This window comes from Flavobacterium sp. KY-23415, from assembly GCF_055384985.1.
In genome coordinates, this window is the sequence record NZ_AP044001.1 from 3,769,694 (window position 1) to 3,791,660 (window position 21,967).

A 21,967-nucleotide genomic window follows, 5' to 3' on the forward strand; every position below is an offset into this window, starting at 1 on the left:
TTTAGTAGTTAGCAACGGCTCTAATTTTTGTATTATCCTTTTTATAAATATCAAAACTATTTATTAATCCTTTTGTTCTCAATTTCGTCAATAATTCTCTGTTATAACTATTATCATTAAACAATGGTTTATGTTGCTTCACAAATAACTCACTATGATTATGACTTAAACTTTTCACTAACGATACAATGTTATCATTATTAAGTTCTGTAAAATATAGATTGATGAATTTAACTTTATTTTCTGTAGTATCTAAATTTTTTGTAATACTTTCAATTACATTAAATTCAAATTCAACTTTAGTAGATTTACTTAAAATGATTTCACCAACTTTTTTTGCAATTCCTTTGTTATCAATGATTGTCTGTTCAGTTAATTTTGGAATATACTTAAATCGGTTATCAATAGTAATCTTATCAGATTTTAATATCATTAAAATATCATCTTCATCAGTTTCAAAATCCTCAATTTTTTCAAAGAATTTATTAAAATCTCTTTCAATCAATGTTATATGATTATCAGCAAAATTTGCTCTCAACTTATCATAATTAGATTTAGTTGTAGTAAGTTTTCTCACGGACAAATTAACTACCTTATTTTTACTTAAATTTTCAAAACTAAGTTGCTTATATAAAAAATATATACTGTCCAATAGCTTTTTGTATATATCGTCATTAATCTCGTTACAAACTAATAGACTTTCTTCAAATTTTTCATCTGCTTTTTGTAATTTTAATTTAGATAATTCATTGCTAACTATTTCTGTATTCAAATATTCGGCAAGGTTTTCATCAATCTTATTTTCACAATTAGTGTAATAATCAATTACATTTTTCCAATTTGCGACTACTTTTAAGTTAGTTAATAATTGTTTTTTTATTTCAATATCTTCAATGTTACTTAAATCAGATATAAGAGTATCTACTTTCTGAATTATTTTAATTTTTAATTTTTTTTCTAAATCTACATTATTTAATAGTTCTAATAGAGATTCTTCACTTTCAGAAATATTTTGTTCTAACTTTAAATACACATCTTCTACATAAGTATTTATGTTTGAATTTATATAATCAATTAAAGGTTTACAATTAGACTGTAATATTGTTCCGTAGTTAGAAGTTTCGAAATCATTTTCATCATCAACATTTCCATACAAAGTAATCATTTGTAGAATATTACCTTTGTTTATTTGGTAGTAACTGTTGTTAAAAACAAAATTAAATAGTTCTTTTGTTTCATTATTTGGATTTTCTAACTCTTCGAATTTAACATTAAGTTTCTCTATAAGTTTCGTTATTTTACTATAATAATTTAATTCTTCTGTGTTTTTTACCAATGAAAGAAAATAAGACTTTTGCATTATTGCAGTAGTCAAAGTATTATTATTTTGCGATGATAGAATTTCGTCTATTAATCCATACTGAATAATTAATGACAGATATTTGTCCTCTTTGTCAGATGTATAGTTGCTTTTTAAGTAAATATAATCCCAAAAACCTTTCCAATTTTTTACTAATTTCTCAATAAATATCTTTAATGGTCTTTCTTCTATCGATATATATTTATCAATGAATTCAATTGATTTTTCCTTATCATTGGATAATACACCAATAATTGCATCATATTTTTCTGTGTATTTATTATAGTTATTTCCTAAATAATTAAGCAAATCAAAGTTTAATATAGTATCTCTTTTAAAATACTTTAAATCAATGTGATTATCAACTAAATTTTCAATGTGTGTTAGTTTATATTCAAAGCCTTCATAAAAACCACTTTTTACATTTCTTTCAAATTTTTTATCCTCTTTTGTTAAAGAGACCTCGTGGAATAACGAAATATAATCATTATAATTTTCATTAATATATCCCTCCAAAATGAGGTTTCTTAATAAGCCATTATTCGTAAAATCATTTAGATACTGATTTATATCTACTTCTTTAAAAACTTGTTTTAAATCCCAATTTTCAATTTCTGATTTTTCAGACCTTAATTTTTCAATCTCTTTTTGTAATAAATTTTTCTTATTCTTATCCTTACTTTTAATTAATTCGACTCTTTCATTATAATTAAAATCTGGATTTACTTCATTTTCAATTTCTGAAAAAACAATAGGGTATTCACGATCATAAAGTTGTCTGTAATAGTTGTCATATTCTTTACATTTCACTACTTTTTTATCTCCTAATTTATTAAATATGTCGTCATTAATATTTTCATTACTTACTAAGTAAGTAGATGGAAGCTTGTTTATTATTGTTTTAAGATATATGCTTTTTAATTCTTCGACGTCTGAAATATTTTCATTATCAATATTTTCAATTTCATTTTCTCTATCTATAATTTTATTATTTATTTGGGTTAGCAATGCTTGTGTATATTTCTTTTTTTCATTTATCAATTTATATAATTTACCCTCTTTATTGTTCAACTTATTAAAATCCTCAGGGTCAATATTCTTATAAGTTATCATTGCAAATAGCTCTGATTCATTACCTTTTAAAACATCAGGTTTTAGTATGTTTCTGTAAATAACAAATTCGTGGAAGATATTGATTAACAACCTCATATCAATATCATCAATAAAAGTGGTTATATCAGAAAGAAACTCTTTAGGAAATACGTTTTCTTCTAAATCAGATTCTTTTATTAATGTTTTTAATTGTTCATTGGCATTAGAAGAATTAATAAATGGAATAACAGGAATTATATATTCAAAGAATTTTACTCTTTCCTTTTTATCATTAAATAAATCATCTCCAACTGCATATAAAAATTTTATACCAAAATCTTTATAGCAGTTTCGGTTATTTATTGAATCCGCATTATTAAGTAAAATGTTTAGTTCACGAAGTTTTGTAAAAATATTTGTATTGTCAAATCTATCTAAATCTTCAATTACAACTACATTAAAATTGTTTTTTTCAAAATAATATAGAATCTCATCATAATGCTCATTAAGTATAGATTTATTGGAATTATCTCCAATTTCAATTTCTCCTTTTAAATTTACTTTGTTTATTTTTGAATTACTAAATACTTCAACAATCCATTTTGAAAAGAAAACAAACCCTGCAAATGTAATCATAGATATAAAAAAACTTTCCCAATCAAAAGCTAGACTATTATCCCATTTTTGTGGATTTAGTTTGTCTAAATAATTGTATTTAAAAAGTAAAATTGAACTCCAAACCCATAATAGAGTGCATATGGAAATTAAAAAAAGTTTAGCAGGCTTTATATTTATTATTCTTCGAAATCTTGATTCTGGTATTTTGTTTGGATTTACCTTATAAATTATTTGTTGTAATATACTAATCTCAAGTTGCTTTTCAAGTCCTTCTTTTAGACTGCCTTCATCGTCTGTTTTGTTGAAAGCTGCTAACGATATATTTAGAAAATTATATCTATCAATATTCGAATGTTGGAATGTCTTCAATATTGTGCTCTTTCCTGAACCATATCCTCCAGTTAAAGCAATATTGTTGATTCCTTTACTATCTATAGTCTCTTTAAGTTTATCTAAATATGGTTGTATCTTTTCTAAATCTTCATTTTTAGTTAAAACTTTAGGAGCAAGTGAGCTAATTAATGTCATTTTCTTAGCTTCTACTTTTTTAAATGTAAATAGATTTTGTAGATATTTATTCATATTGTTAAATTTATGATAAAATATCAAATATCCTGCCTTATATTAAAATTTCTTTAAATGGCAGTTGTATGCTAGTTCTTAATGATTTATAATGTCATTATGTCATATTTTACAAAACAATAAACACTCCATAAAAAAGAGGATTTTTTCTGCATAAATACTAACTTGTTTTGTTCTAATTCTAAAAATACAATCAATGCTAAAGACTTTTAGCAAATTATTATGTTTATTAACTAATGAGATGCTTTCAGCATGACAAGTTTGTGTATAAACTAGATTGTTTTGCATCTAACAAAAACATTATTCAGAATACAAAACTATTTAAACTGATATTCCGTTAATCGTTGTTCTCCAAATTTAGTTAGAAGGTTTTGTTTTATCTCTCATTTTTACACCTTTTAGTTTGCCAGTTACTAGGCTGAAAATACCAACAAACACTAAGAAAATAAAGATTTTAAGGAATAAGGCAAGTATATAATTAGACGGATAAATGTCTAAATCGCTATACATGGTCCAAGAGCTTGGCAAATAATCACGATGAAAAGCTGTAATGATAATTATCATTCGTTCAATAGATAGGACTAAGAAAATACTAAATAGCAATCGTATAAAAACATTTTTTTGAATGATTTGAAATCGTAACAATTGAGTGAGAAACACCCACAATAAAGGCTGCACCCAATAGCCAAACCAATATTTACCAAACATTCTGTGAATAAGTTCGTTTCTATCTGTTTGATTTAAACTATTTAACTCTACTAGTATTCCCGTTATCCATATGAGTAAATAGAGTATACCTACAAAAGAGATAAAGGCATTGGCTTTTTCATCTATTTTTTTGAGAACTGGATTTTTAGTAAAAATCGATAGCATAAAGTAAAGCAAAGTATATAATCCAAAAGCGGTAAAAAAATCTATTTGGATGGCATGCAATGTAAAGAATAGTTCTTTTGTCATGGGTTTGGTTCAATATTGTTTGTTTTTTTTGAAGAAGATAGCTCGTTGTATAAATTTATACTTTATTAAACTATTTAAACTGATATTCCGTTAATCGTTGTTCTCCAAATTTAGTTAAAAGGTGTTGTTCCACTGCCCATTTTAAATCTCTACTGGCTGTGGGTGCAGATATGTTTTTAAAATTCTGCATATAGTCTTTTCTACTAAATGTATTCTTGCCTATTTTGGCTGCAAATAAGCGTATTCTATCTTCTGTATGAAGTGTTACAGATTGAGATTGTAAAAGCCCGTCTAATGACTCTAAAATGATTTCCAACATAAACTCTATAAAAGGTGTTGAATTTCCTTTTTTATCGGATTCGGATAAGGTGTTGTAATAGTTGCTTTGCTTTTGCTTAATTAGTGATTCCACAGGTAGAAATTCAAAAACAGGATATTGTTGCATGAGTAGTAAGGTTTGCCACAATCTGCCCATTCTTCCGTTTCCATCTAAAAAGGGATGGATAAACTCAAACTCATAATGAAACACACAACTTTTGATTAAGATTAAATCGTTGTCTTTTTTCAGATACTCAAAAAGGTCTTTCATCAAACCGTTTACCATGGTTCCGCTTGTTGCAATGTGTTCGACTTTTGAACCTTTTACAATACCCATATTGGTGGTCCTTAATTTTCCTGCATTGTCAATTAATCCATTCATTAAAATAGCGTGTGCTTTTTCTAAGTCTTTTAATTTTAGTGGATTAAATGTTCTGATTTGGTCATACACTTTAATAGCATTTTGTACTTCTACAATATCTTTTTGAGGAGCAATTACTCTTTTGTTTTCTAATAGTGCAGTAATTTGTTCTTCCGTTAATGTATTGCCTTCAATTTCTAAAGACGATTGAATGGTTTTAATTCGGTTTTTTTTTCGTAATTCAGTAGTAGGTTTGTATAAATGGGTGGCGTTAATTGCTCCAATTCTTTCTGAAATTGAAGTAATTAAACTTAAAATTTTATGAGTAATTTGATAGGGTGGTTTATACATGATAGTATCATTTGATAGTATCAAAGATAATCATATTACTTTTTGATACAATATTTTATTTATTTACAAGGGTTTAAAAGGGTAGAGGTGTACAAAAGGTGTTACAAATAGGTGTAAAAAACTAATAATTAGTATTTATTGTTTCTTCAAAATCTTCTTTTATAAATTCCCAATATTTTCCTTTAAAACAAATTGGATCAAAATCATCATCTGCTTGATCAAAAAGAGTGAAGTTTTTAATGATTAATTCTTCATCATGGTCATAAGGATATCTTTTTTTGTGTAGTTCAATCATTTGACTGATAGAATAGGAATTAAGCAAATCATGTAAATCCCAAAAATCTTTTTTTCTGCCACCTCTTTGAATAACATCTACCTTCATAGCAATAATTTCTTCTATAGATGCCATTCGTATTCCGTCCTCTTCTATATAAGGCTGGATAAACGGATCTGTGTAAAAAATATCTAATTTAATTGTATTTTCTTCATTATCTCCAATAAAGTAGGACTTACCCAATGCAGGTGGAATATTTAATGCGTCAACGTATTTAAAAGTAGTCTTTAAAAAGGAATCAATTTGTTCAAAATCAATGGAACCATAGTCTACATCACTGAATAAATCGATATCGATGGATTCTCTATGGCCAATTTGTAAACTGAGTGCAGTACCTCCCACAAGTCTAAAATTATCAAAAATACTAGCGTTCATTATGGTTATGAGCGTATTTTTTAATAACTCATTTACAGAATTGTAATAAAGCATTATATCTTTTGTTTATTTTGATAGATTGTATATGGCTTTCGCTCTGTACTTTGAAGTACAGTTTTAATTTTAGTGTGTCCATAAAAAGTTTCTAATTCTTTTTTCTCAGCCTCATTACCTCTTTCATACACACGTTTAATAATGGCTTTATATTGTTTGTCCCAATTGATCTTAGAAATATCGGTATCCCAAAAAAGAGATTCTCGGAAATTAGATAGGTTAGGAGAGTGAAGTGCTTTCTTTTTTATTTGAGCAATTTCATAATAGGTTTGAAGAAATGCTAATGCTCCTTCTTCCAAACCTAAAGCAGCTTCTATTTTCAATGCTAATGCAGTAGTAAGATTTCTTCTCCCTTTTGTAATAGCATTAATAGTTTGTGGATGTTCTCCTATAGAAATTGCAAAAGGACGCTGAGCAATCTTTTTTTTAGCTAATAAACGCTCTAAAATGATTCCTGGATGAATGCCTTTGTATTTTTCTAATTGAAAATTCATAATACAAATATAAACAAATTTGTTTATATGTTGCGGAAATGCAGACAGATTTAGATTAAAAGGTGAAATTTATGTATCTAAAAAAGCAAGAATAGTATCTTTATTTTCCGATACAAAAATTAGCAAAAATATTTCCTAGCAATTCATCATGGGTTACAAATGAAGCTTTTATTTTTCAGGTTTCTGTTTGGTACTTTTAAAGGTAACTATTTCAATAGAATTCTTATTGTTGTTTACCCTATATACAATATAATTATTCTTGTCTATAATGGCTTTATGTAAATTTTTATTCCTAGAAGAATTAGGGAATAATTTTGGATGAATGATGATTTGACGAATTACCTGATTTATATTTTCTTCTAATTGGATTATTTCATTTATTGTCCAGTTATTTTCTAAATATTCTAATACGTTTTCTAGCCCTTTTTCGGCTTGTAATGTCCAATAAATTTTTAATGCCATTTTTTAAATTTATTCATTACCTCTGCGTGGTCAATGAGTTCATTGTTGTCGGCTTGTTTAAGACCTGTTTCAATTTCTTTTTGTTCTTCAATAGATAGTTCGTTAAACCAATCTTTTTGATTTGTTTTTAGAAATAATTCAAGTTTTTCTAATAGATTTTCGTCAATAGAACTTAACTCTTGTATGAAATTATATTTTCTTGCTGCTAAATCCATAATTACTTGATTTTTGTTTAAACAAATGTACAAATTTTATTTTCAACCTTTTGCAATACAAAATCCTATTTTAGTAAGAAACGAGAAGAATTAATTACTTCCCGATACAAAAATTAGCAAAAATATTCCCTAGCAATTCATCATTAGTCACTTCTCCTGTAATTTCACCAAAATAAAACAAGGCTTGTCGAATATCGATAGCCATTAAATCGGAAGAAATGCCTGCATCTAAGCCCCATTTCACTTTTTGTACTTCTTCCAATGCTTTTAATAACGAATCGTAGTGACGGGTATTGGTTACAATGGTTTCATTATTTCTAAGTGCACCTGTATTTACAAATGAAAGTAAAGTTTCTTTTAGAATATCGATACCTGTTTTTTGTTTGGCGCTTATTGTTATAAGTTGTAAGTTATAAGTTGTAAGTTGTTCTTGTAGGTTTGTAATCTCTTTTTCAGTTAATAAATCGGCTTTGTTGGCAACCACAACAATTGGTTTTAAAGGAAACTTATTTTTGATTTTTTCTGTTTCAATCTTTAAGCTTTTTAAACTGTCAACTGTCAACTGTAAACTGTCCACTAAATACAAAACCACCTGTGCTTGTTCAATTTTTTCAAATGTTTTTTGGATACCAATGCTTTCCACTACATCTTTCGTTTCGCGAATACCAGCGGTGTCAATAAATCGGAAACCTATGCCATTAATCACCAATTCATCTTCAATGGTATCGCGAGTGGTTCCTGCAATATCCGAAACAATGGCACGTTCTTCATTCAATAAGGCATTCAATAAAGTAGATTTTCCCACGTTGGGTTCGCCCACAATGGCTACAGGAATTCCGTTTTTAATTACGTTTCCTACAGCAAACGAATCAATTAATCGTTTTAATACAAATTCAATACGATTTAAGAGTTCGTAAAAAGCAGATCGATCCGCAAATTCTACATCTTCTTCCGAAAAGTCTAATTCTAGTTCTATTAAAGAAGCAAAGTTCAATAATTCTTCACGCAATTTTGCAATTTCATTAGAAAAACCACCACGCATTTGTTGCATGGCAATTTGATGACTCGCTTCGTTGTCACTAGCAATTAAATCGGCTACGGCTTCGGCTTGTGATAAGTCGAGCTTACCATTTAAAAAAGCACGCAGGGTAAATTCTCCTGCTTGTGCCATTTTTGCCCCTTTGCGAAGGAGTAATTGTATGATTTGTTGCTGTATAAAAGTAGAACCATGACAAGAAATTTCTACTACATTTTCACCTGTATAGGAATTTGGCCCTTTAAAAAGAGACACTAAAACCTGGTCATAGGTTTTACTATCGGCAACAATATGCCCTAGGTGGATGGTATGTGTTTTTTGTTGTGCTAAGTCTTTCTTAGATACCGATTGAAAAACGGAACCCGCAATAGCAATAGCATCTTTACCCGATAAGCGAATTATAGCAATAGCACCAGCTCCAGATGGAGTAGCCAAGGCCACAATAGTTTCTTGTGAAATCATTTTTATTGAAATATGCTGCAAAGATAAAGGTTTTTGATGAATTAGTGATTAGCTCTTAATACTTAGTAATTAGCGAATTGTATTAAATAGACACTTGTACTAATCACTAATTACTGACCACAGACCGCTTATTTTGAAGCAATAAATTCTTTACTATTAAATTTCATTTGACTGTTTAAACTCCAATTGTATTCTAGATATTCAATAGTTGCGTTTTCTTTAATTTTAGTATCTGAATATTTATTGATATAACTAATAATAGAAGGGTTATGCTCTAAGAAATGGGCAGAGAACCAATCAAATATTTTAGACAATTTTACTTCTTTTCTAGTAATCTGGTTCTTTGTCATATCGTTAATGAAGGCTTTAGCAGCAACCTCTAATTGTTGGTCTACCGTATCGGCATAGAATGGCACACGGTTTAAACTAGGACAAGAAATAGAAGCACAGTTGATTGCGAAATGAATACGCTCGTCTAATGTTGTGCTTAGTAGTTCTTTTTCAATAAAATTCAAACAAATCAATTGATTTTTATAAGGGATAAAGCGTTTGTCAAAAGATTCACTAATGTCTTGAATACTGTTAATTGGAAAATTATTGACGATGAGTTGAATAGAGTAGAGGTTATAGGCATTAATCCAGTGTGCCAATTTTTGGTTAGTACTCCATTGATCGTCTATAACAACTTCTTCAAAGCGTTGAACTACTTTTTTTAAATCGCTTTGGTTTTCATAGATAGCATCATAATCTACATTACCTTCTACAGAAACATATTTACTTAAAAAATCTTCATAGAATTTGTAATTAACATATTGTCCAAAAGCAATTGATTGTGATAAAAATAGAAGTAATAGTATAATAGTCTTTTTCATAATATATAGTTTTTTGTTTATTGATACTTCAAAATTACTTTACAGTTAGTCAAAAAAATGTTAGACAAATTACATTACTGGGTTTTAAGAAAATTATAACATTTATGGAGTATTGAACATTGTACTCAGACTATTGATACTGAACACAGATTCATTATATTTGCGCTATAAATTTTACAAATGAATCAATACATAGCACTAAGAGCGAAACAACAAACAGCGATAAAAAAACTAAAGCAAGAATTGAATATTTTTAGCTTTCTGAGGTTATTGACATTGGTTATTGCCATGTTTTCGGGATATTATTTCTATGCAACTGAAAACTTAAACTATCTTTATGTTAGTTTGGCTACAATTGCTGCTTTTTTAGTTTTACTTCGTTTTTATGATAGGAAAGCATCAATAAAAAAACATAAAGAAGCTATTGTTGCCATTAATACAGATGAATTGGCTTTTCTAAACGGTGACAAGATTCCTTTTAATGATGGAGTTGATTGTATTGATGTGCATCATGAATATGCTTATGATTTGGATATTTTTGGGCACAAATCGTTATTCCAAAACTTGAACAGAACCTATACCTATATTGGTAAGAAAACATTAGCAGCTGCTTTATTAGAACAATTACCCAATGAAAGTATAGTAGCCAATCAAGAAGCAGTAAAAGAGTTGGCTGAACAAATAGAATGGCGACAAGATTTTATGGCAAATGCCAAATTGGGTAATGATGAAGCTTCATTTTATACTAAATTATTAGCTTGGAGCAAAGTTAATAATGAAGAATTACCAAGGTTAACAATGGTTTTATCTTTTGTATTGCCCTTTGTTTTTATTGCTTTATTTGTTGCAGATTATTTAGTAGATACAAACGATTTTTCACCATATATTTTTGCTTCTTTTTTAATTAATTTAGGATTTGCTTTTAAACATGTGCAACGCATTAAACAAGAAAATGAAGTTTCGACTGCTATTGACAAAATAGTGAAACAATATGGTTTAATGATACATGATATAGAAGAAGCCACTTTTAAAGCTCCTAAATTAGTTGCCTTGCAAACCAGATTAAAAACAAATACGGACAAAGCAAGTGTTGCATTGCAAAAATTATCGAGGCTATTTTCAATATTAGACAGCATTGCGAATCCTTTGGTTGCATTGTTGTTGAATGGTATGTTTTTGTATCATTTGCATAGTTTAAAAGCAATTATCGCATGGAAAAATAAAAATGCGAAACAGTTAGAAAACTGGTTGGGCATTATAGGAGAATTTGAAATGCTGAACAGTTTGGCTAATTTCTCCTATAATAATCCTGAATTTACTTTCCCAACTTTGAATACAAAGCATGAAGTATGTTTTGAAAATCTTTCTCATCCTTTGTTGAGTGTGAAGAATAGAGTAGCTAATACGGTTACTTTTCAACCGCAATCGTTCATTATTTTGACAGGTTCTAATATGTCAGGAAAGAGTACGTTTCTAAGAAGTTTAGGTGTGAATATGGTATTAGCAGGAATGGGTTCGGTGGTTTGTGCTACGCAAGCCAACATGCATCCCATGCCAATTTTGGTTTCTATGCGATTATCCGATTCTTTGTCGGACAGTGAATCCTATTTTTATGCAGAAATAAAACGTTTAAAACAAATTATGGATGCGTTAGAGAAGCAACGTTCTTTTGTGTTGTTAGATGAAATATTGCGTGGTACAAATTCTGATGATAAGCGTTCTGGAACGGTTGAAGTGATTAAGAAAATGATAGCACAAAAAGCAATTGGTGCTATTGCTACACACGATATTGAAGTATGTTTATTAGCAGATGAATCGCCAAATGATTTAGTAAACAAATGCTTTGAAGTAGCAATTAACAATGACGATTTGCATTTTGATTATACTTTGCGAAACGGTATTTGTAAAAACAAAAGTGCGACTTTCTTAATGAAAAAGATTGGAGTAATTTAGAACAAGTTTGCTGTCTATATTTGATGATGTGCTTTTCATAACAAAGTCTAATGTGTAATTTGGGTTTTAAAAGACACGTTCTTTTAACTCAACTTTTCTTCCATCATAATCTTCAATAATGGCTGTTTTTCCATAGGGTGTTAGAGTAATTTCTTTAATAATTTTCCAATGGGATAATGCCAATTTTAGCAATGTATCTTCAAGATGATTCACCTCAAACCCTAATCGTAACGTAGTATCTGGTTGCGTAATATTGTTTGGTAACGGATAGATTTCAAAAACTAGACCGTTAAGAGTTGCAGCATAATGAAAAGGTCCATTGTTATGATTGTGATAATCGAACACTATTCCTAATGCTTCATATTGTTGTTTTATCATTGCAATGGCATTGGTTTTTATCACGATTAAATTGATTTTTACCATGTCGTAATTCCGTATGTTATACCACTTTCTTTAAATACTACTTTAATTAAATCATATTTTTCGGAGCAATAGCTTCCTATTGTCAGCGCTTTATTGCTTGATCTATAGTTTAAACAATCAAAGCAAATTTCGATGTATCCTATTATTTTTTGGCTTTTATTAGCATTCTCAATAAATAGAAATTTTTAAACTTTTTATTCAGTAGACTGTTCCATTTCCATTATCATCTCAGTCTCTTGCTCAGATTGTTTTAAAATTTTTCTATTACTATTTTTATCAATAAGATAAACAGAATAAGGATCTTCAACAATAGCAACTCCTTTATAGAAATTTTTAGCGCTTCTAAAAATAGGTTCAAAAATTAATACTCCTTTTTTATTTATATAACCGCATTTATCATTAACATAATAGGCTTTAGAGGTTTTAAAACTGCGTTGCCTATACATTGCTAATCCATCTGAAAAAGAAGTCATGCAACCAGTAAAAACAAAATCAATAATCGTTTCGTTTTTACTATTTATGAATCCCCATTTATTGTCTTTTACGACAGGAGCTAGTCCTTCAGAAAATGAATCCGCATCATTGTATATTAAAGGAATAATAACGTCTCCACTTTCATTAATAAAACCATATTTATTATTTAAAGAGACATAAGCATAACCTTCGTTGAAATCTCCAATATCATCGTAAATAGGAGAGGAAATGGTTTTGAGTTTATTATTTAAGAGTCCAATTTTATTATCTTTTTTTACATAATACATTTTAGACCTTTTTTTTGTATTAAAATTACTAAAAAAACTAATACCATAACTTATATTATCATAAAACGGTTCTATGATTATTTTTCCTTTTTTGTCAATAATACCCTTTTTATTATTTACAGTAATAATTGCATAATCATTTTTAAAAGTTTCAGCATAATTAAAAATGGGAGCTATAATTTCTTTTCCTTTACTATTAATATAGCCATATTTGTTTTCTTTTCTGAATGAAAAAATACCAGAATTTAAATTTCCCTGAATATTGTCATACTCAAAAGGAGTAATTGGTTTTCCTTTTTTATTTAGGATTGCATATTTTCCATTTTTCTCAACAATTATATTTTTACCTTCATTACAAATTTTTATATTAAAATCATAATTGGGTTCAAGTATTCGATTTTCTTTATAATCTATTAAACCATATAAGTTGTTTTCTATGAACAAAAATAAATTAGGAACTGATGTGTTTTCCAGATATTCATATTTAGCTGTTATTATGTGATTTCCTTGCTTATCAAGAACTCCATATTTATTATTTAATTTGAAAATAGAATAATCATCAAAGAATTTCCCCATATTTCCTCCCAGTTCTTGATATTTAGGCTCTATAATTGTTTCAAGTTGATTGTTTACGTAGCCTTTTTTTCCATTTTCTTCGAATATATAGTAATCATTATTATATTGTGAAAAACTTTTTATACCAATAAGTATAAAAAAAAGTAATGTAGTGAATTTCATTCTGCGTTTAATTATTTCAGGCAAAATAAGTAATAATTTTTTGAATCTAAAATAGGATATTTATTATCATAACAATTAAATTTTATTAAAAACAGGTATTTCTACGCTATTTTGATTTACTTCATTGCTTTATTTTTGATTAAAATAGAAAAGCGTTTGTTTATGCCTATAAAGAACAAAATAGGATTATTAATTATATTCTTGTTGGTAGCAATTTCTTCGTCTGCACAAAATGAAAAATTAATTATTGGTAGAACAACTGGGAAATTCGTACTAAAAAAAAATAATGAATTAAGAGTATTTGGCTTTAGTAACTCACTTTCAGGACAAGTAACGTTACCAGGTTCTTTGATTGAAGTGAAACAAGGCGATAGTATCTATATTGATTTTTGGAATATATCGCAAGGAAATCCTGTTTCATTATATTCTAAAGGGATTGATTTTGAACAACGAAACGAAGCACATCAAGTCATTAAGGCAAAGCAATCTATTGATCATATGGAACATGGCTTTTATACTTTTTCTACTAAAAAATGTGGAACTTACCTTTATTATAGCCCAGAAAATTATCCGTTTAATCTTCAAGCTGGAATGTTTGGAGTGGTTATTATTAGATCAAAAATAACCGATTCTTTGGCTGTGACTACGAATAATGAGTTGCTATGGTGCAGTTATGAAATTGATACGAATTGGCATACAGATGCAATTATGGATGTGGAACATGATGATATAAACAAACCTATAAAACTTCCTGATTATCAACCGAAATTTTTCTTTATTAATGGTGTTGCAACTAAAAATGTAAAAGGTTTACAATCTTATGCTAAACGTAGTGAAAAAATTGTACTTCGCATTGTAAATGCTGGTTTGTATCGAAATGAAATTCTATTTCCGTTAAGAACAGAATTAGAAGTAGTTTTTGGAAAAAGGGATGCCATTAGTACTACTTCTAAAAATAAAATAGTGCAACTTGAAGCAGGCGATTGTATTGAATTATCTATTTCTTTAGCGGAAGTGAAAAAAAATGAAACGATCATATATCAATATATTGAATCTGAAACAAGCCAAATAAAACATAAAGCAAAAATTTCAGTTTTTAATTAAAACTTAAAACAAATGAACATGAAAACAATCACTTTTAGTATCATACTTTTCTTTTTTTCTTTTATTGGTTTTACCCAAGTAAAACCTACTTTTTCGGTTGTTGGTAATGCTACTAATAAAGAAAGTTTAACGAAAGACAAACGTTTGGATATATCTAAAATTAAAGTAGAAAATACATCCAACAAGCCTATTTACTTAGTTTGGGAAACTATATATAACTCTTTCCCGAAAGAATGGGATTGTTCTATGTGCCAGCATGGTGCTTGCCAGATAGGCATTCCAAAAGGGTCTGTTTTTAACAAATTGAACGCTGATCAACAAGGATTTATAGCCATACATGTTATTCCCGCTCAAAAAGCAGGAAAAGGAGTTGTTAAATTTAAGATTTATGATAAAGCAAATCCAGAGTATTCAGAAATTCTCACTTTTGAAGTGGAGGTGTTATAAAGCAAACAAATGACCAATTATTAATAATTAAAACAAACAAAATGAAAAAAACATTTCTTTTATTAGCTACGATTTTGATGACAGCCATGAGCTATAGTCAAAACAAAAACAACATCATCTACACGCGATTAAATGCTTCTTCACCAGAAGCACAAGCCGATTTGGAGGCCATGAATGTAGCCTTCAAGAAAATGCGTGAAATGGGCTGCGAGAATGGTTTAGCATGGTATTATCAAGGGGCGATTCATAATATCCCTGGATCAATTAATGGGAAAAACGTACTTTGCCCAGAATATCAGAATAGTGCTGATAAATTATGGGCTTGGGGAGATTGTACGCACAATGGTACTCAAAATGCGAAATTACATTTCCTACTTTGGCACAGAATGTATATTTGGTACTTAGAAAAAATTGTTAGAGAATTATCTGGGAAAGCAGATTTTGCACTTCCATATTGGAATTATGGACAAAATAATACCATGCCAGGTTTAATGAGTAACAAACAAACTTCTTTGTATGAACAAGCCCGATATAGTGTGCTTAATAATGGTATGCCAATTCCAGAAAGAAATGTTAAAGCTATTCAACAAGCTATTAATGAATTGCAAACTAATCCTTATTTTGCTGGTGATGCAGGATTTAGCCGTACGTTAGAGATTACTCCACATGGTTATATGCACGATTTAATTGGGGGAACTTATGCCTATCCACCTGAGACTTTTTTTAATGAAATTTATCAATTAGACAATTATTCAGGTTTAATGGCAAATGTGCCATCTGCTGGTTTTGATCCTGTTTTTTGGTTGCATCATAGCATGGTGGATCGTATTTGGGAATCTTGGGATGTGAGTCCTTATGGGCAAAGACCAACATTAGCTGAATTAGAAAAATATCCTTGGCAATATGAATTTATTGCTCCTAATGGAGATAAAGTGACTTACACAGTTGCACAAATGTATGATGTTGTTTTTAATTTAGATTATAAATATGATAATCTGCTTTATACTAATAATGATGTATTATTGGCTTCTAATGAAACGCTTCAAAAAAATAAAAAATCGTTACAAGACCCTATAAAGAAAGTTATTTGGGAACAAAAGATTGATAAGACATTAGGAAGCAAAGATTTTAGCCTTAAAGTAGTTAATAAATTATCTAAAAGCACCAATAAAGTATTTAAAAGTGAAGTAAATGTAAACATGGTTTTAAACTTAGATGTAGTGGTCTATAAAGAGCCAAAAGATTATTATACAGTTTATCTTCGTTATGCTGGAGAAGAGGACAAATATATTGGAATGATGACCTTCTTTGGTGTAGCTCATGATCATGGAACAGGTGAAAATCATACGATTGGTGAGAATGGCGTGCATCTTAATTATTCTTATTATGTTTCTGATGATCTTATGGATTCTGATCAACCTTTTGAAGTAATCATTAAAAAAAATGGAGAAGGAGATGTTAACGTAACTTTAGAAAAAATAAGTTTGGCAAAAATTAATTAGTAACTGGTTAGGATTATATTTTGTATAAAAACTAAATAATTATAAAAAGCGATATTCTTAAATGGATATCGCTTTTTATTTTTTGCTTTTGGGTAATAATTGTAAAAGTATCAATGAGACTATTCCGCAACTTAGAAATCCAATGAAAAGAGGTAAAGCAGTTGAGTTTATGAATTGACCAACAAAAATGGCAATGGGCACAGCAATAATTGTGGCAATAAAGCCATTCAATGCCGCACCAATTCCTGCAATATGACCAATGGGTTGCATTGCTAATGAAGTTACATTTCCAAAAATAAAACCTAAAGATAAAAACTGAATTCCTATGAAGGAAAGCAAAACATATAGATTAGGATTTAAAGTGTTATGAAATAGAATAACATAACCAAAAGCAGAAAAACTAAAAACAACTAAAGCAGACGTAGCTAGTTTTTTCATACCCAATTTGATGACTAATGATCCGTTTAAAAAAGTAGCTATACCTATGAATAAAGATACGCCTGCAAAAATAAAGGCAAATTCATCAATCAATTTATATTGGTCTTGGAAAATTTGTTTAGCGTTACTTAAATATATCATAAAACTACCCGTCATGCAGCCAGTTATCATTGTAAAAATGATACTATCTTTAAATTTAAAAAATTCTTTGACGCCATTTATAAAAAGATTCTTAGACCATTTAATGCGCAGGGTTGGTGTTAGAGTTTCTTTTTGTCTAATGCTAAACCATAATAAAATAAGGGAAGAAAAAACAACTTGAAAGAAAAAAACAGCTTGCCAATTGTATGCTTTTAAAATATATTGACCTAGAACTGGAGCAATCATTGGGACTGAAATGAAAATTACAGAAATAAAAGACATAATTCTAGCCATTTGGTCACCTTTATATAAATCTCGAATAATGGCAATACAAATAATTCTTGGAGCAGAAAGTCCGATCCCCTGAAATATTCGTCCCAATAACATCATTTCCAAAGATGTTGCATAAATGCAAACGAAACTTGAAATAATAAAAAGCAAGACACCTGCATAAACGATGAGTTTTCTTCCTAAACTATCTGAAATTGTACCAAAAAAAAGTTGGCCAATTCCTAAACCAAGAAATATCATGGTAATAATTTGTTGTAAATCGTTATTCTTGGAATTATGAATAGTTAATCCGATCGAGGAAAGACTTGGAAGAATTGAATCTATAGATAAGGCTACATTGGCCATTAAAAAAGCCATTAAAGCTATGAATTCTAGTTCAGAAGGTTTCTTTTTTATTTTAATTTCCATTAGGACTAAACTTAAATAGGGTTGTTAACAGAATTAGAAAGCAAAATAAATCTATAGTCATAGTTTCTTTCACTTTTCTGATGCAAAGTTTAGAATAAAAAAAGTCTAAAAACTTAAAGTAGATTAAGAAATTATTTTTTTCTTAAAAGGCTAAGAAATTCAGGTGTAATGCCTAAATAACTGGCAATATGTTTTTGAGAAATACGTTGCAATATATAAGGAAACTTTGTGATTAAATTTTGAAAACGTTGTTCTGCAGTTAATGTAAACGATTCAATAATGCGTTGTTGTTGTTTGATAAACGCATTTTGATAGAGCGTAATAGCATATCTAGAAAATGAAGGTGTGGACATTAAAAGATAATCCCATTTTTCTTTACTGATAGTTAAAACAGTAGTGTTTTCGAGTGCTTGAATATTATAGGTAGCTTCATTTTCATGAATAAAACTCTGTAAATCACCAATCCAATGATTTTCTGTACCGAAGAGTATGTTATGTTCTTTTCCGTTATAATCAATCACAAAACAACGAATAGAGCCATTAAGTATAAAATATTCTTGATTGGAAATGTGTCCCGCATGCAACAAGAAGTCTTTTTTTTTGTATTCTTTTTCTTCAAAATGAGATAGTATAGTGTTAATTTCTTCTGTTTTGAAGTTTCCATAAAGTAATAGGTGTTCTTTCAATTGAATACGTCTAATTTAATTTGTTTGCAGGATGGTTATTAATTTTCTTAGTAGTATAGAATGGATTGGAAAATAGTATTTATTGAATGTAAAATTAATTTTTCATTTTGATAAGAACACCTTTCCAACTTTTTCCTTGAACAGTAGAAGTATAATATATTTTATTTCCTTCAATAGTATTGATTACTACATTCATTGTTGTTCCTACTTTATAGGGAAAATTTGGTATGGTTATTTCTTTAATTGTAGCATTATACTCGCAATTGTTAATCCAATTTAGTTCAGATTTAATGATGTATTTTCCATTTTCATGATATTCAGTATGGCTTTTATCATTAATCACTACTTTAATGTCTGAAGTAATGCCTTCATATTTAAAAGTTCCTTTATGAATAATTTTACAATCGGATTGTTCTACTATTTTAAATGAAGATGATAAAATGGAAAGGAATAGGACAAAAAACAATGTTCTTATTAATAATATGGATTTAGTTTTCATTATGAAAGAATTAATTGTTTGACAATTTACAAAATTTAGACTAAATGAAAAATAGTAACTAGAAAAATTGAGCAATTTGATTCTCTATATAAAGATTAACAAAAAAGAAGGATGAATCAATATACAGAAATATAATAAATCATTATAAAACAAAAAATCCTACATTACTGTAGGATTTAATTTTGGTGGGCGATGAGGGGTTCGAACCCCCGACCCCCTCGGTGTAAACGAGGTGCTCTGAACCAGCTGAGCTAATCGCCCTTTTTGTTTGCTTGCGGTTAGTTCCGTATTGCGAGTGCAAATATACAAGGAATATTTATATCTGCAAGCGTTTTTGAAAAAAAAATTATTTTTTTTCTACTTTTTCTAAAAGTACTTTATCAGTATAGTTTATCATGGTTATAGTAACTTCTTCATTATTACTATTTTGTCCTTCAATAACGTATATTTTACCGTTTTTATAAACTTTATTACTTTTTGAAAAATCTACATCCCCATACTCTAAAGTTTTTTTAATATCGTCTAAATTAATCCAATTTTCTTCTAAAGTTACTTTTGCATTTGGTGAAAATTCTAAAGGTTTACTTCTTAAATCTTTTAGAACACGACAATTTGGTAAATAGCAAAAGGATACTCCTTTTGCTTCTGCTTTTGCACCAAGGAATTTAATTACGAAAAATATACCTAATAATAATCCGAATAAATAGAAGGCTAGGCGAATTCTTAATTTCATTGTATTTAGTTTTTTGCAAAGATAGTATTTTTGGAGCTGCATTAGCGATAGAAATGACATCCTTTTATTGGTGGGAAACCAATAAAGATAAAATGAATAGCGCGACCTTTAAGGGAATGCCCTAAAAAACAATTAAATTAATATCACGATGTTCTAAATTGAACCAATCTGCTATTGATTTATTTGTTAATAGTCCATGATAGAAATAGATTCCGTTTTTTAGGCCTCTGTTGCAACGAATAGCACTTTCAATTCCTCCATCTTCTGCAATTTGAAGTAGGAATGGAGTAATTATGTTACTTATAGACAAGGAAGCTGTTTTGGAATAACGAGAAGGAATATTAGGTACGCAATAGTGAATGATATTGTTTTTTATGAATGTTGGTTTTTCGTGTGTGGTTATTTCTGAGGTTTCGAAACATCCTCCTGTATCGATACTAACATCTACAATAACGGCACCTTTTTTCATGTGTTCTACCATAGTTTCTGTTACTACAATTGGAGTTCTGTTTTTTCCCCTCATGGCACCAATGGCAACATCGCATCTTCTCAATGCTTTAAGTAATGCTTTTTCCTGAATTGTTGAAGTAAAAATACGCTGATTGAGCGTGTTTTGTAGGCGTCTTAATTTTGTTATTGAATTATCAAAAACTTTAACGCTTGCTCCAAGTCCGATTGCTGTTCTAGCAGCATATTCTGCAACAGTCCCAGCTCCTAGAATTACAACTTCTGTAGGAGGTACTCCAGTAATATTTCCAAACAATAGTCCTTTACCAATATTTTGATTAATCATTAATTCTGCTGCAATATGAACTGATGCAATACCTGCAATTTCTGACAGTGATTTTACAGCAGGGTAGGAGCCATCTTCATCTTTAATAAATTCAAAAGCTAATGCCGTTATTCTTTTTAAGGCTAAGGCTTCAAAATAGGCTTTTCTTTGTGTTTTTAACTGAATAGCAGAGATGATTATGGTTTGAGGATTCATCATCTCTATTTCGGGTAAAGTTGCTGGCTCTACTTTTAGAATAATAGGACAAGTAAACACTTTTTTAGTATCGTTTGTAACTTCTGCTCCAGCTTCGGAATAGTCTTTATCGCTGTAACTTGAGCTTTCTCCTGCTCCAGCTTCTATCATTACTCTATGACCATGAGAAACCAATGAGCTTACGGCATCGGGTGTTAAACAAATTCGTCTTTCTTGATAAGCAGTTTCTTTTGGAATTCCAATGAATAAATCACTTTTGTGGTTTATTATTTCCAATTTTTCTTCTTGTGGAAGTAACTGCATTTTTGAAAACGGACTGTATGTTGACATGATGGGTTAATCTAAAGTTGAGCCAATTTAGGGATTTTTTTACTATTTGAAAATAGAAGTTGCATAAAAGAGTTAACATTTTTCTTTAACAACTTCTTTAAGACCATTTTTAATTATTTAAAATTAAGGTTCTGCTATTATCTTTGTTTTGTTTTATGTGTATTGATGCATGATCTATTGGGATTAGATTTGGTGTTTTCTCTGGCCATTCTATAAAACACCAATTTCCAGAGTAAAAATATTCGTCTATTCCCATGTCGTAGGCTTCAGATTCATTATTTAAACGGTAGAGATCAAAATGATAAATAATCTCGCCATTTATTGTTTCATATTCATTGACTAAAGAAAAAGTAGGACTACTTGAATTGTCTTGAACTCCCAATTCTGAAACAATTGCTTTAATTAGTGTAGTTTTTCCTGCTCCCATTTCTGCATGAAATGTAATTACTTTTTTTAATGAAGGCGTTGCTAAAATTTGTTTAGCTATGTCTTGTATTTCGTTTAGCGTAAAGTTTCGATTCATTAATAATATTGTATTGATGTGTAACCACAGCCTAAAGGTTGCTTTTATGGCTGTGATTA

At 29.1% G+C, this 21,967-nt stretch carries 21 protein-coding genes and 1 tRNA gene; 4 read left to right on the top strand and 18 right to left on the bottom strand.

Annotation, left to right across the window (positions count from 1 at the left end; translation table 11 throughout):
• Position 1 precedes the first annotated feature (1 nt).
• The 9 genes from ACZ49Z_RS16465 to ACZ49Z_RS16505 all read right to left on the bottom strand — a co-directional run bounded on the left by ACZ49Z_RS16465 (position 2) and on the right by ACZ49Z_RS16505 (position 9,943).
• Positions 2-3,652, bottom strand: a complete 3,651-nt coding sequence (locus ACZ49Z_RS16465) for a YobI family P-loop NTPase (RefSeq protein WP_464305395.1) — start codon at positions 3,650-3,652, stop codon at positions 2-4.
• 357 nt (positions 3,653-4,009) lie between these two features.
• The gene (locus tag ACZ49Z_RS16470) at positions 4,010-4,609 is read right to left on the bottom strand and encodes a hypothetical protein (RefSeq protein ID WP_464305396.1); all 600 of its coding nucleotides are present in this window, start codon (positions 4,607-4,609) and stop codon (positions 4,010-4,012) included.
• Between the two features lie 70 nt (positions 4,610-4,679).
• Positions 4,680-5,639 (bottom strand): Fic family protein, encoded by a 960-nt coding sequence (locus tag ACZ49Z_RS16475; protein WP_464305397.1) that lies wholly within the window; start codon positions 5,637-5,639, stop codon positions 4,680-4,682.
• A 121-nt stretch (positions 5,640-5,760) separates the two neighbouring features.
• On the bottom strand, positions 5,761-6,402 hold the full coding sequence (locus tag ACZ49Z_RS16480) for a nucleotidyl transferase AbiEii/AbiGii toxin family protein (RefSeq protein ID WP_464305398.1): 642 nt from the start codon (positions 6,400-6,402) through the stop codon (positions 5,761-5,763).
• Positions 6,402-6,896, bottom strand: coding sequence for a helix-turn-helix transcriptional regulator (locus ACZ49Z_RS16485; RefSeq protein ID WP_464305399.1), 495 nt, complete (start codon positions 6,894-6,896; stop codon positions 6,402-6,404). The genes ACZ49Z_RS16480 and ACZ49Z_RS16485 overlap by 1 nt, the downstream gene beginning before the upstream one ends.
• A gap of 168 nt (positions 6,897-7,064) precedes the next feature.
• Entirely contained in the window at positions 7,065-7,358 is a 294-nt protein-coding gene (locus ACZ49Z_RS16490; RefSeq protein ID WP_464305400.1) for a type II toxin-antitoxin system RelE/ParE family toxin, read from the bottom strand.
• Complete coding sequence (locus ACZ49Z_RS16495; protein WP_464305401.1) at positions 7,349-7,573, bottom strand: hypothetical protein; 225 nt, start codon at positions 7,571-7,573, stop codon at positions 7,349-7,351. The genes ACZ49Z_RS16490 and ACZ49Z_RS16495 overlap by 10 nt, the downstream gene beginning before the upstream one ends.
• Positions 7,574-7,667: 94 nt before the next feature.
• Positions 7,668-9,071: a tRNA uridine-5-carboxymethylaminomethyl(34) synthesis GTPase MnmE gene (mnmE, locus tag ACZ49Z_RS16500; protein ID WP_464305402.1), complete on the bottom strand. Its 1,404-nt coding sequence runs from the start codon at positions 9,069-9,071 to the stop codon at positions 7,668-7,670.
• A gap of 128 nt (positions 9,072-9,199) precedes the next feature.
• Entirely contained in the window at positions 9,200-9,943 is a 744-nt protein-coding gene (locus tag ACZ49Z_RS16505; RefSeq protein ID WP_464305403.1) for a DUF547 domain-containing protein, read from the bottom strand.
• 180 nt (positions 9,944-10,123) lie between these two features.
• Here ACZ49Z_RS16505 and ACZ49Z_RS16510 point away from each other — a divergent pair, with 180 nt between their 5' ends.
• Positions 10,124-11,896, top strand: a complete 1,773-nt coding sequence (locus tag ACZ49Z_RS16510; protein WP_464305404.1) for a MutS-related protein — start codon at positions 10,124-10,126, stop codon at positions 11,894-11,896.
• Between the two features lie 66 nt (positions 11,897-11,962).
• Here the strand turns inward: ACZ49Z_RS16510 and ACZ49Z_RS16515 are convergent, their stop codons facing one another.
• Both ACZ49Z_RS16515 and ACZ49Z_RS16520 read right to left on the bottom strand, forming a co-directional pair.
• Positions 11,963-12,319, bottom strand: coding sequence for a hypothetical protein (locus tag ACZ49Z_RS16515; RefSeq protein WP_464305405.1), 357 nt, complete (start codon positions 12,317-12,319; stop codon positions 11,963-11,965).
• Positions 12,320-12,513: 194 nt separating this feature from the next.
• On the bottom strand, positions 12,514-13,818 hold the full coding sequence (locus ACZ49Z_RS16520) for a WG repeat-containing protein (protein ID WP_464305406.1): 1,305 nt from the start codon (positions 13,816-13,818) through the stop codon (positions 12,514-12,516).
• Positions 13,819-13,980: 162 nt separating this feature from the next.
• On the opposite strand from ACZ49Z_RS16520, the gene ACZ49Z_RS16525 reads away from it, so the two are divergent.
• From ACZ49Z_RS16525 to ACZ49Z_RS16535, 3 genes are read left to right on the top strand one after another with little or no spacing between them, the layout of a single operon-like run.
• Positions 13,981-14,922, top strand: a complete 942-nt coding sequence (locus tag ACZ49Z_RS16525; RefSeq protein WP_464305407.1) for a multicopper oxidase domain-containing protein — start codon at positions 13,981-13,983, stop codon at positions 14,920-14,922.
• 18 nt (positions 14,923-14,940) lie between these two features.
• Positions 14,941-15,369 (top strand): hypothetical protein, encoded by a 429-nt coding sequence (locus ACZ49Z_RS16530; protein WP_464305408.1) that lies wholly within the window; start codon positions 14,941-14,943, stop codon positions 15,367-15,369.
• A 41-nt stretch (positions 15,370-15,410) separates the two neighbouring features.
• Positions 15,411-16,871, top strand: coding sequence for a tyrosinase family protein (locus tag ACZ49Z_RS16535; protein WP_464305409.1), 1,461 nt, complete (start codon positions 15,411-15,413; stop codon positions 16,869-16,871).
• 75 nt (positions 16,872-16,946) lie between these two features.
• On the opposite strand, the gene ACZ49Z_RS16540 is transcribed toward ACZ49Z_RS16535, so the two are convergent.
• From ACZ49Z_RS16540 to tsaE, 7 genes are all read right to left on the bottom strand, one after another.
• Positions 16,947-18,149, bottom strand: coding sequence for a multidrug effflux MFS transporter (locus ACZ49Z_RS16540; RefSeq protein WP_464305410.1), 1,203 nt, complete (start codon positions 18,147-18,149; stop codon positions 16,947-16,949).
• 131 nt (positions 18,150-18,280) lie between these two features.
• Entirely contained in the window at positions 18,281-18,835 is a 555-nt protein-coding gene (locus ACZ49Z_RS16545) for a Crp/Fnr family transcriptional regulator (RefSeq protein WP_464305411.1), read from the bottom strand.
• Between the two features lie 94 nt (positions 18,836-18,929).
• A complete protein-coding gene (locus ACZ49Z_RS16550; protein ID WP_464305412.1) occupies positions 18,930-19,334 on the bottom strand; it encodes a hypothetical protein in 405 nt (134 codons plus the stop codon).
• Positions 19,335-19,517: 183 nt separating this feature from the next.
• A tRNA-Val gene (locus ACZ49Z_RS16555) sits at positions 19,518-19,595 on the bottom strand.
• Between the two features lie 85 nt (positions 19,596-19,680).
• Positions 19,681-20,067, bottom strand: a complete 387-nt coding sequence (locus ACZ49Z_RS16560; protein WP_464305413.1) for a DUF4258 domain-containing protein — start codon at positions 20,065-20,067, stop codon at positions 19,681-19,683.
• Positions 20,068-20,188: 121 nt separating this feature from the next.
• Positions 20,189-21,385 carry an alanine dehydrogenase gene (locus ACZ49Z_RS16565; protein WP_464305414.1) on the bottom strand — a complete coding sequence of 399 codons (1,197 nt, stop codon included), beginning with the start codon at positions 21,383-21,385 and terminating at the stop codon, positions 20,189-20,191.
• 109 nt (positions 21,386-21,494) lie between these two features.
• Complete coding sequence (tsaE, locus tag ACZ49Z_RS16570; RefSeq protein ID WP_464305415.1) at positions 21,495-21,908, bottom strand: tRNA (adenosine(37)-N6)-threonylcarbamoyltransferase complex ATPase subunit type 1 TsaE; 414 nt, start codon at positions 21,906-21,908, stop codon at positions 21,495-21,497.
• Between the last annotated feature and the right edge of the window lie 59 nt (positions 21,909-21,967).

Coding starts and splice junctions, on each gene's coding strand:
- ACZ49Z_RS16465 (WP_464305395.1), bottom strand. CDS start 3,652: ATGAATAAATATCTACAAAATCTATTTACATTTAAAAAAGTAGAAGCT.
- ACZ49Z_RS16470 (WP_464305396.1), bottom strand. CDS start 4,609: ATGACAAAAGAACTATTCTTTACATTGCATGCCATCCAAATAGATTTT.
- ACZ49Z_RS16475 (WP_464305397.1), bottom strand. CDS start 5,639: ATGTATAAACCACCCTATCAAATTACTCATAAAATTTTAAGTTTAATT.
- ACZ49Z_RS16480 (WP_464305398.1), bottom strand. CDS start 6,402: ATGCTTTATTACAATTCTGTAAATGAGTTATTAAAAAATACGCTCATA.
- ACZ49Z_RS16485 (WP_464305399.1), bottom strand. CDS start 6,896: ATGAATTTTCAATTAGAAAAATACAAAGGCATTCATCCAGGAATCATT.
- ACZ49Z_RS16490 (WP_464305400.1), bottom strand. CDS start 7,358: ATGGCATTAAAAATTTATTGGACATTACAAGCCGAAAAAGGGCTAGAA.
- ACZ49Z_RS16495 (WP_464305401.1), bottom strand. CDS start 7,573: ATGGATTTAGCAGCAAGAAAATATAATTTCATACAAGAGTTAAGTTCT.
- mnmE (WP_464305402.1), bottom strand. CDS start 9,071: ATGATTTCACAAGAAACTATTGTGGCCTTGGCTACTCCATCTGGAGCT.
- ACZ49Z_RS16505 (WP_464305403.1), bottom strand. CDS start 9,943: ATGAAAAAGACTATTATACTATTACTTCTATTTTTATCACAATCAATT.
- ACZ49Z_RS16510 (WP_464305404.1), top strand. CDS start 10,124: ATGAATCAATACATAGCACTAAGAGCGAAACAACAAACAGCGATAAAA.
- ACZ49Z_RS16515 (WP_464305405.1), bottom strand. CDS start 12,319: ATGGTAAAAATCAATTTAATCGTGATAAAAACCAATGCCATTGCAATG.
- ACZ49Z_RS16520 (WP_464305406.1), bottom strand. CDS start 13,818: ATGAAATTCACTACATTACTTTTTTTTATACTTATTGGTATAAAAAGT.
- ACZ49Z_RS16525 (WP_464305407.1), top strand. CDS start 13,981: ATGCCTATAAAGAACAAAATAGGATTATTAATTATATTCTTGTTGGTA.
- ACZ49Z_RS16530 (WP_464305408.1), top strand. CDS start 14,941: ATGAAAACAATCACTTTTAGTATCATACTTTTCTTTTTTTCTTTTATT.
- ACZ49Z_RS16535 (WP_464305409.1), top strand. CDS start 15,411: ATGAAAAAAACATTTCTTTTATTAGCTACGATTTTGATGACAGCCATG.
- ACZ49Z_RS16540 (WP_464305410.1), bottom strand. CDS start 18,149: ATGGAAATTAAAATAAAAAAGAAACCTTCTGAACTAGAATTCATAGCT.
- ACZ49Z_RS16550 (WP_464305412.1), bottom strand. CDS start 19,334: ATGAAAACTAAATCCATATTATTAATAAGAACATTGTTTTTTGTCCTA.
- ACZ49Z_RS16560 (WP_464305413.1), bottom strand. CDS start 20,067: ATGAAATTAAGAATTCGCCTAGCCTTCTATTTATTCGGATTATTATTA.
- ACZ49Z_RS16565 (WP_464305414.1), bottom strand. CDS start 21,385: ATGTCAACATACAGTCCGTTTTCAAAAATGCAGTTACTTCCACAAGAA.
- tsaE (WP_464305415.1), bottom strand. CDS start 21,908: ATGAATCGAAACTTTACGCTAAACGAAATACAAGACATAGCTAAACAA.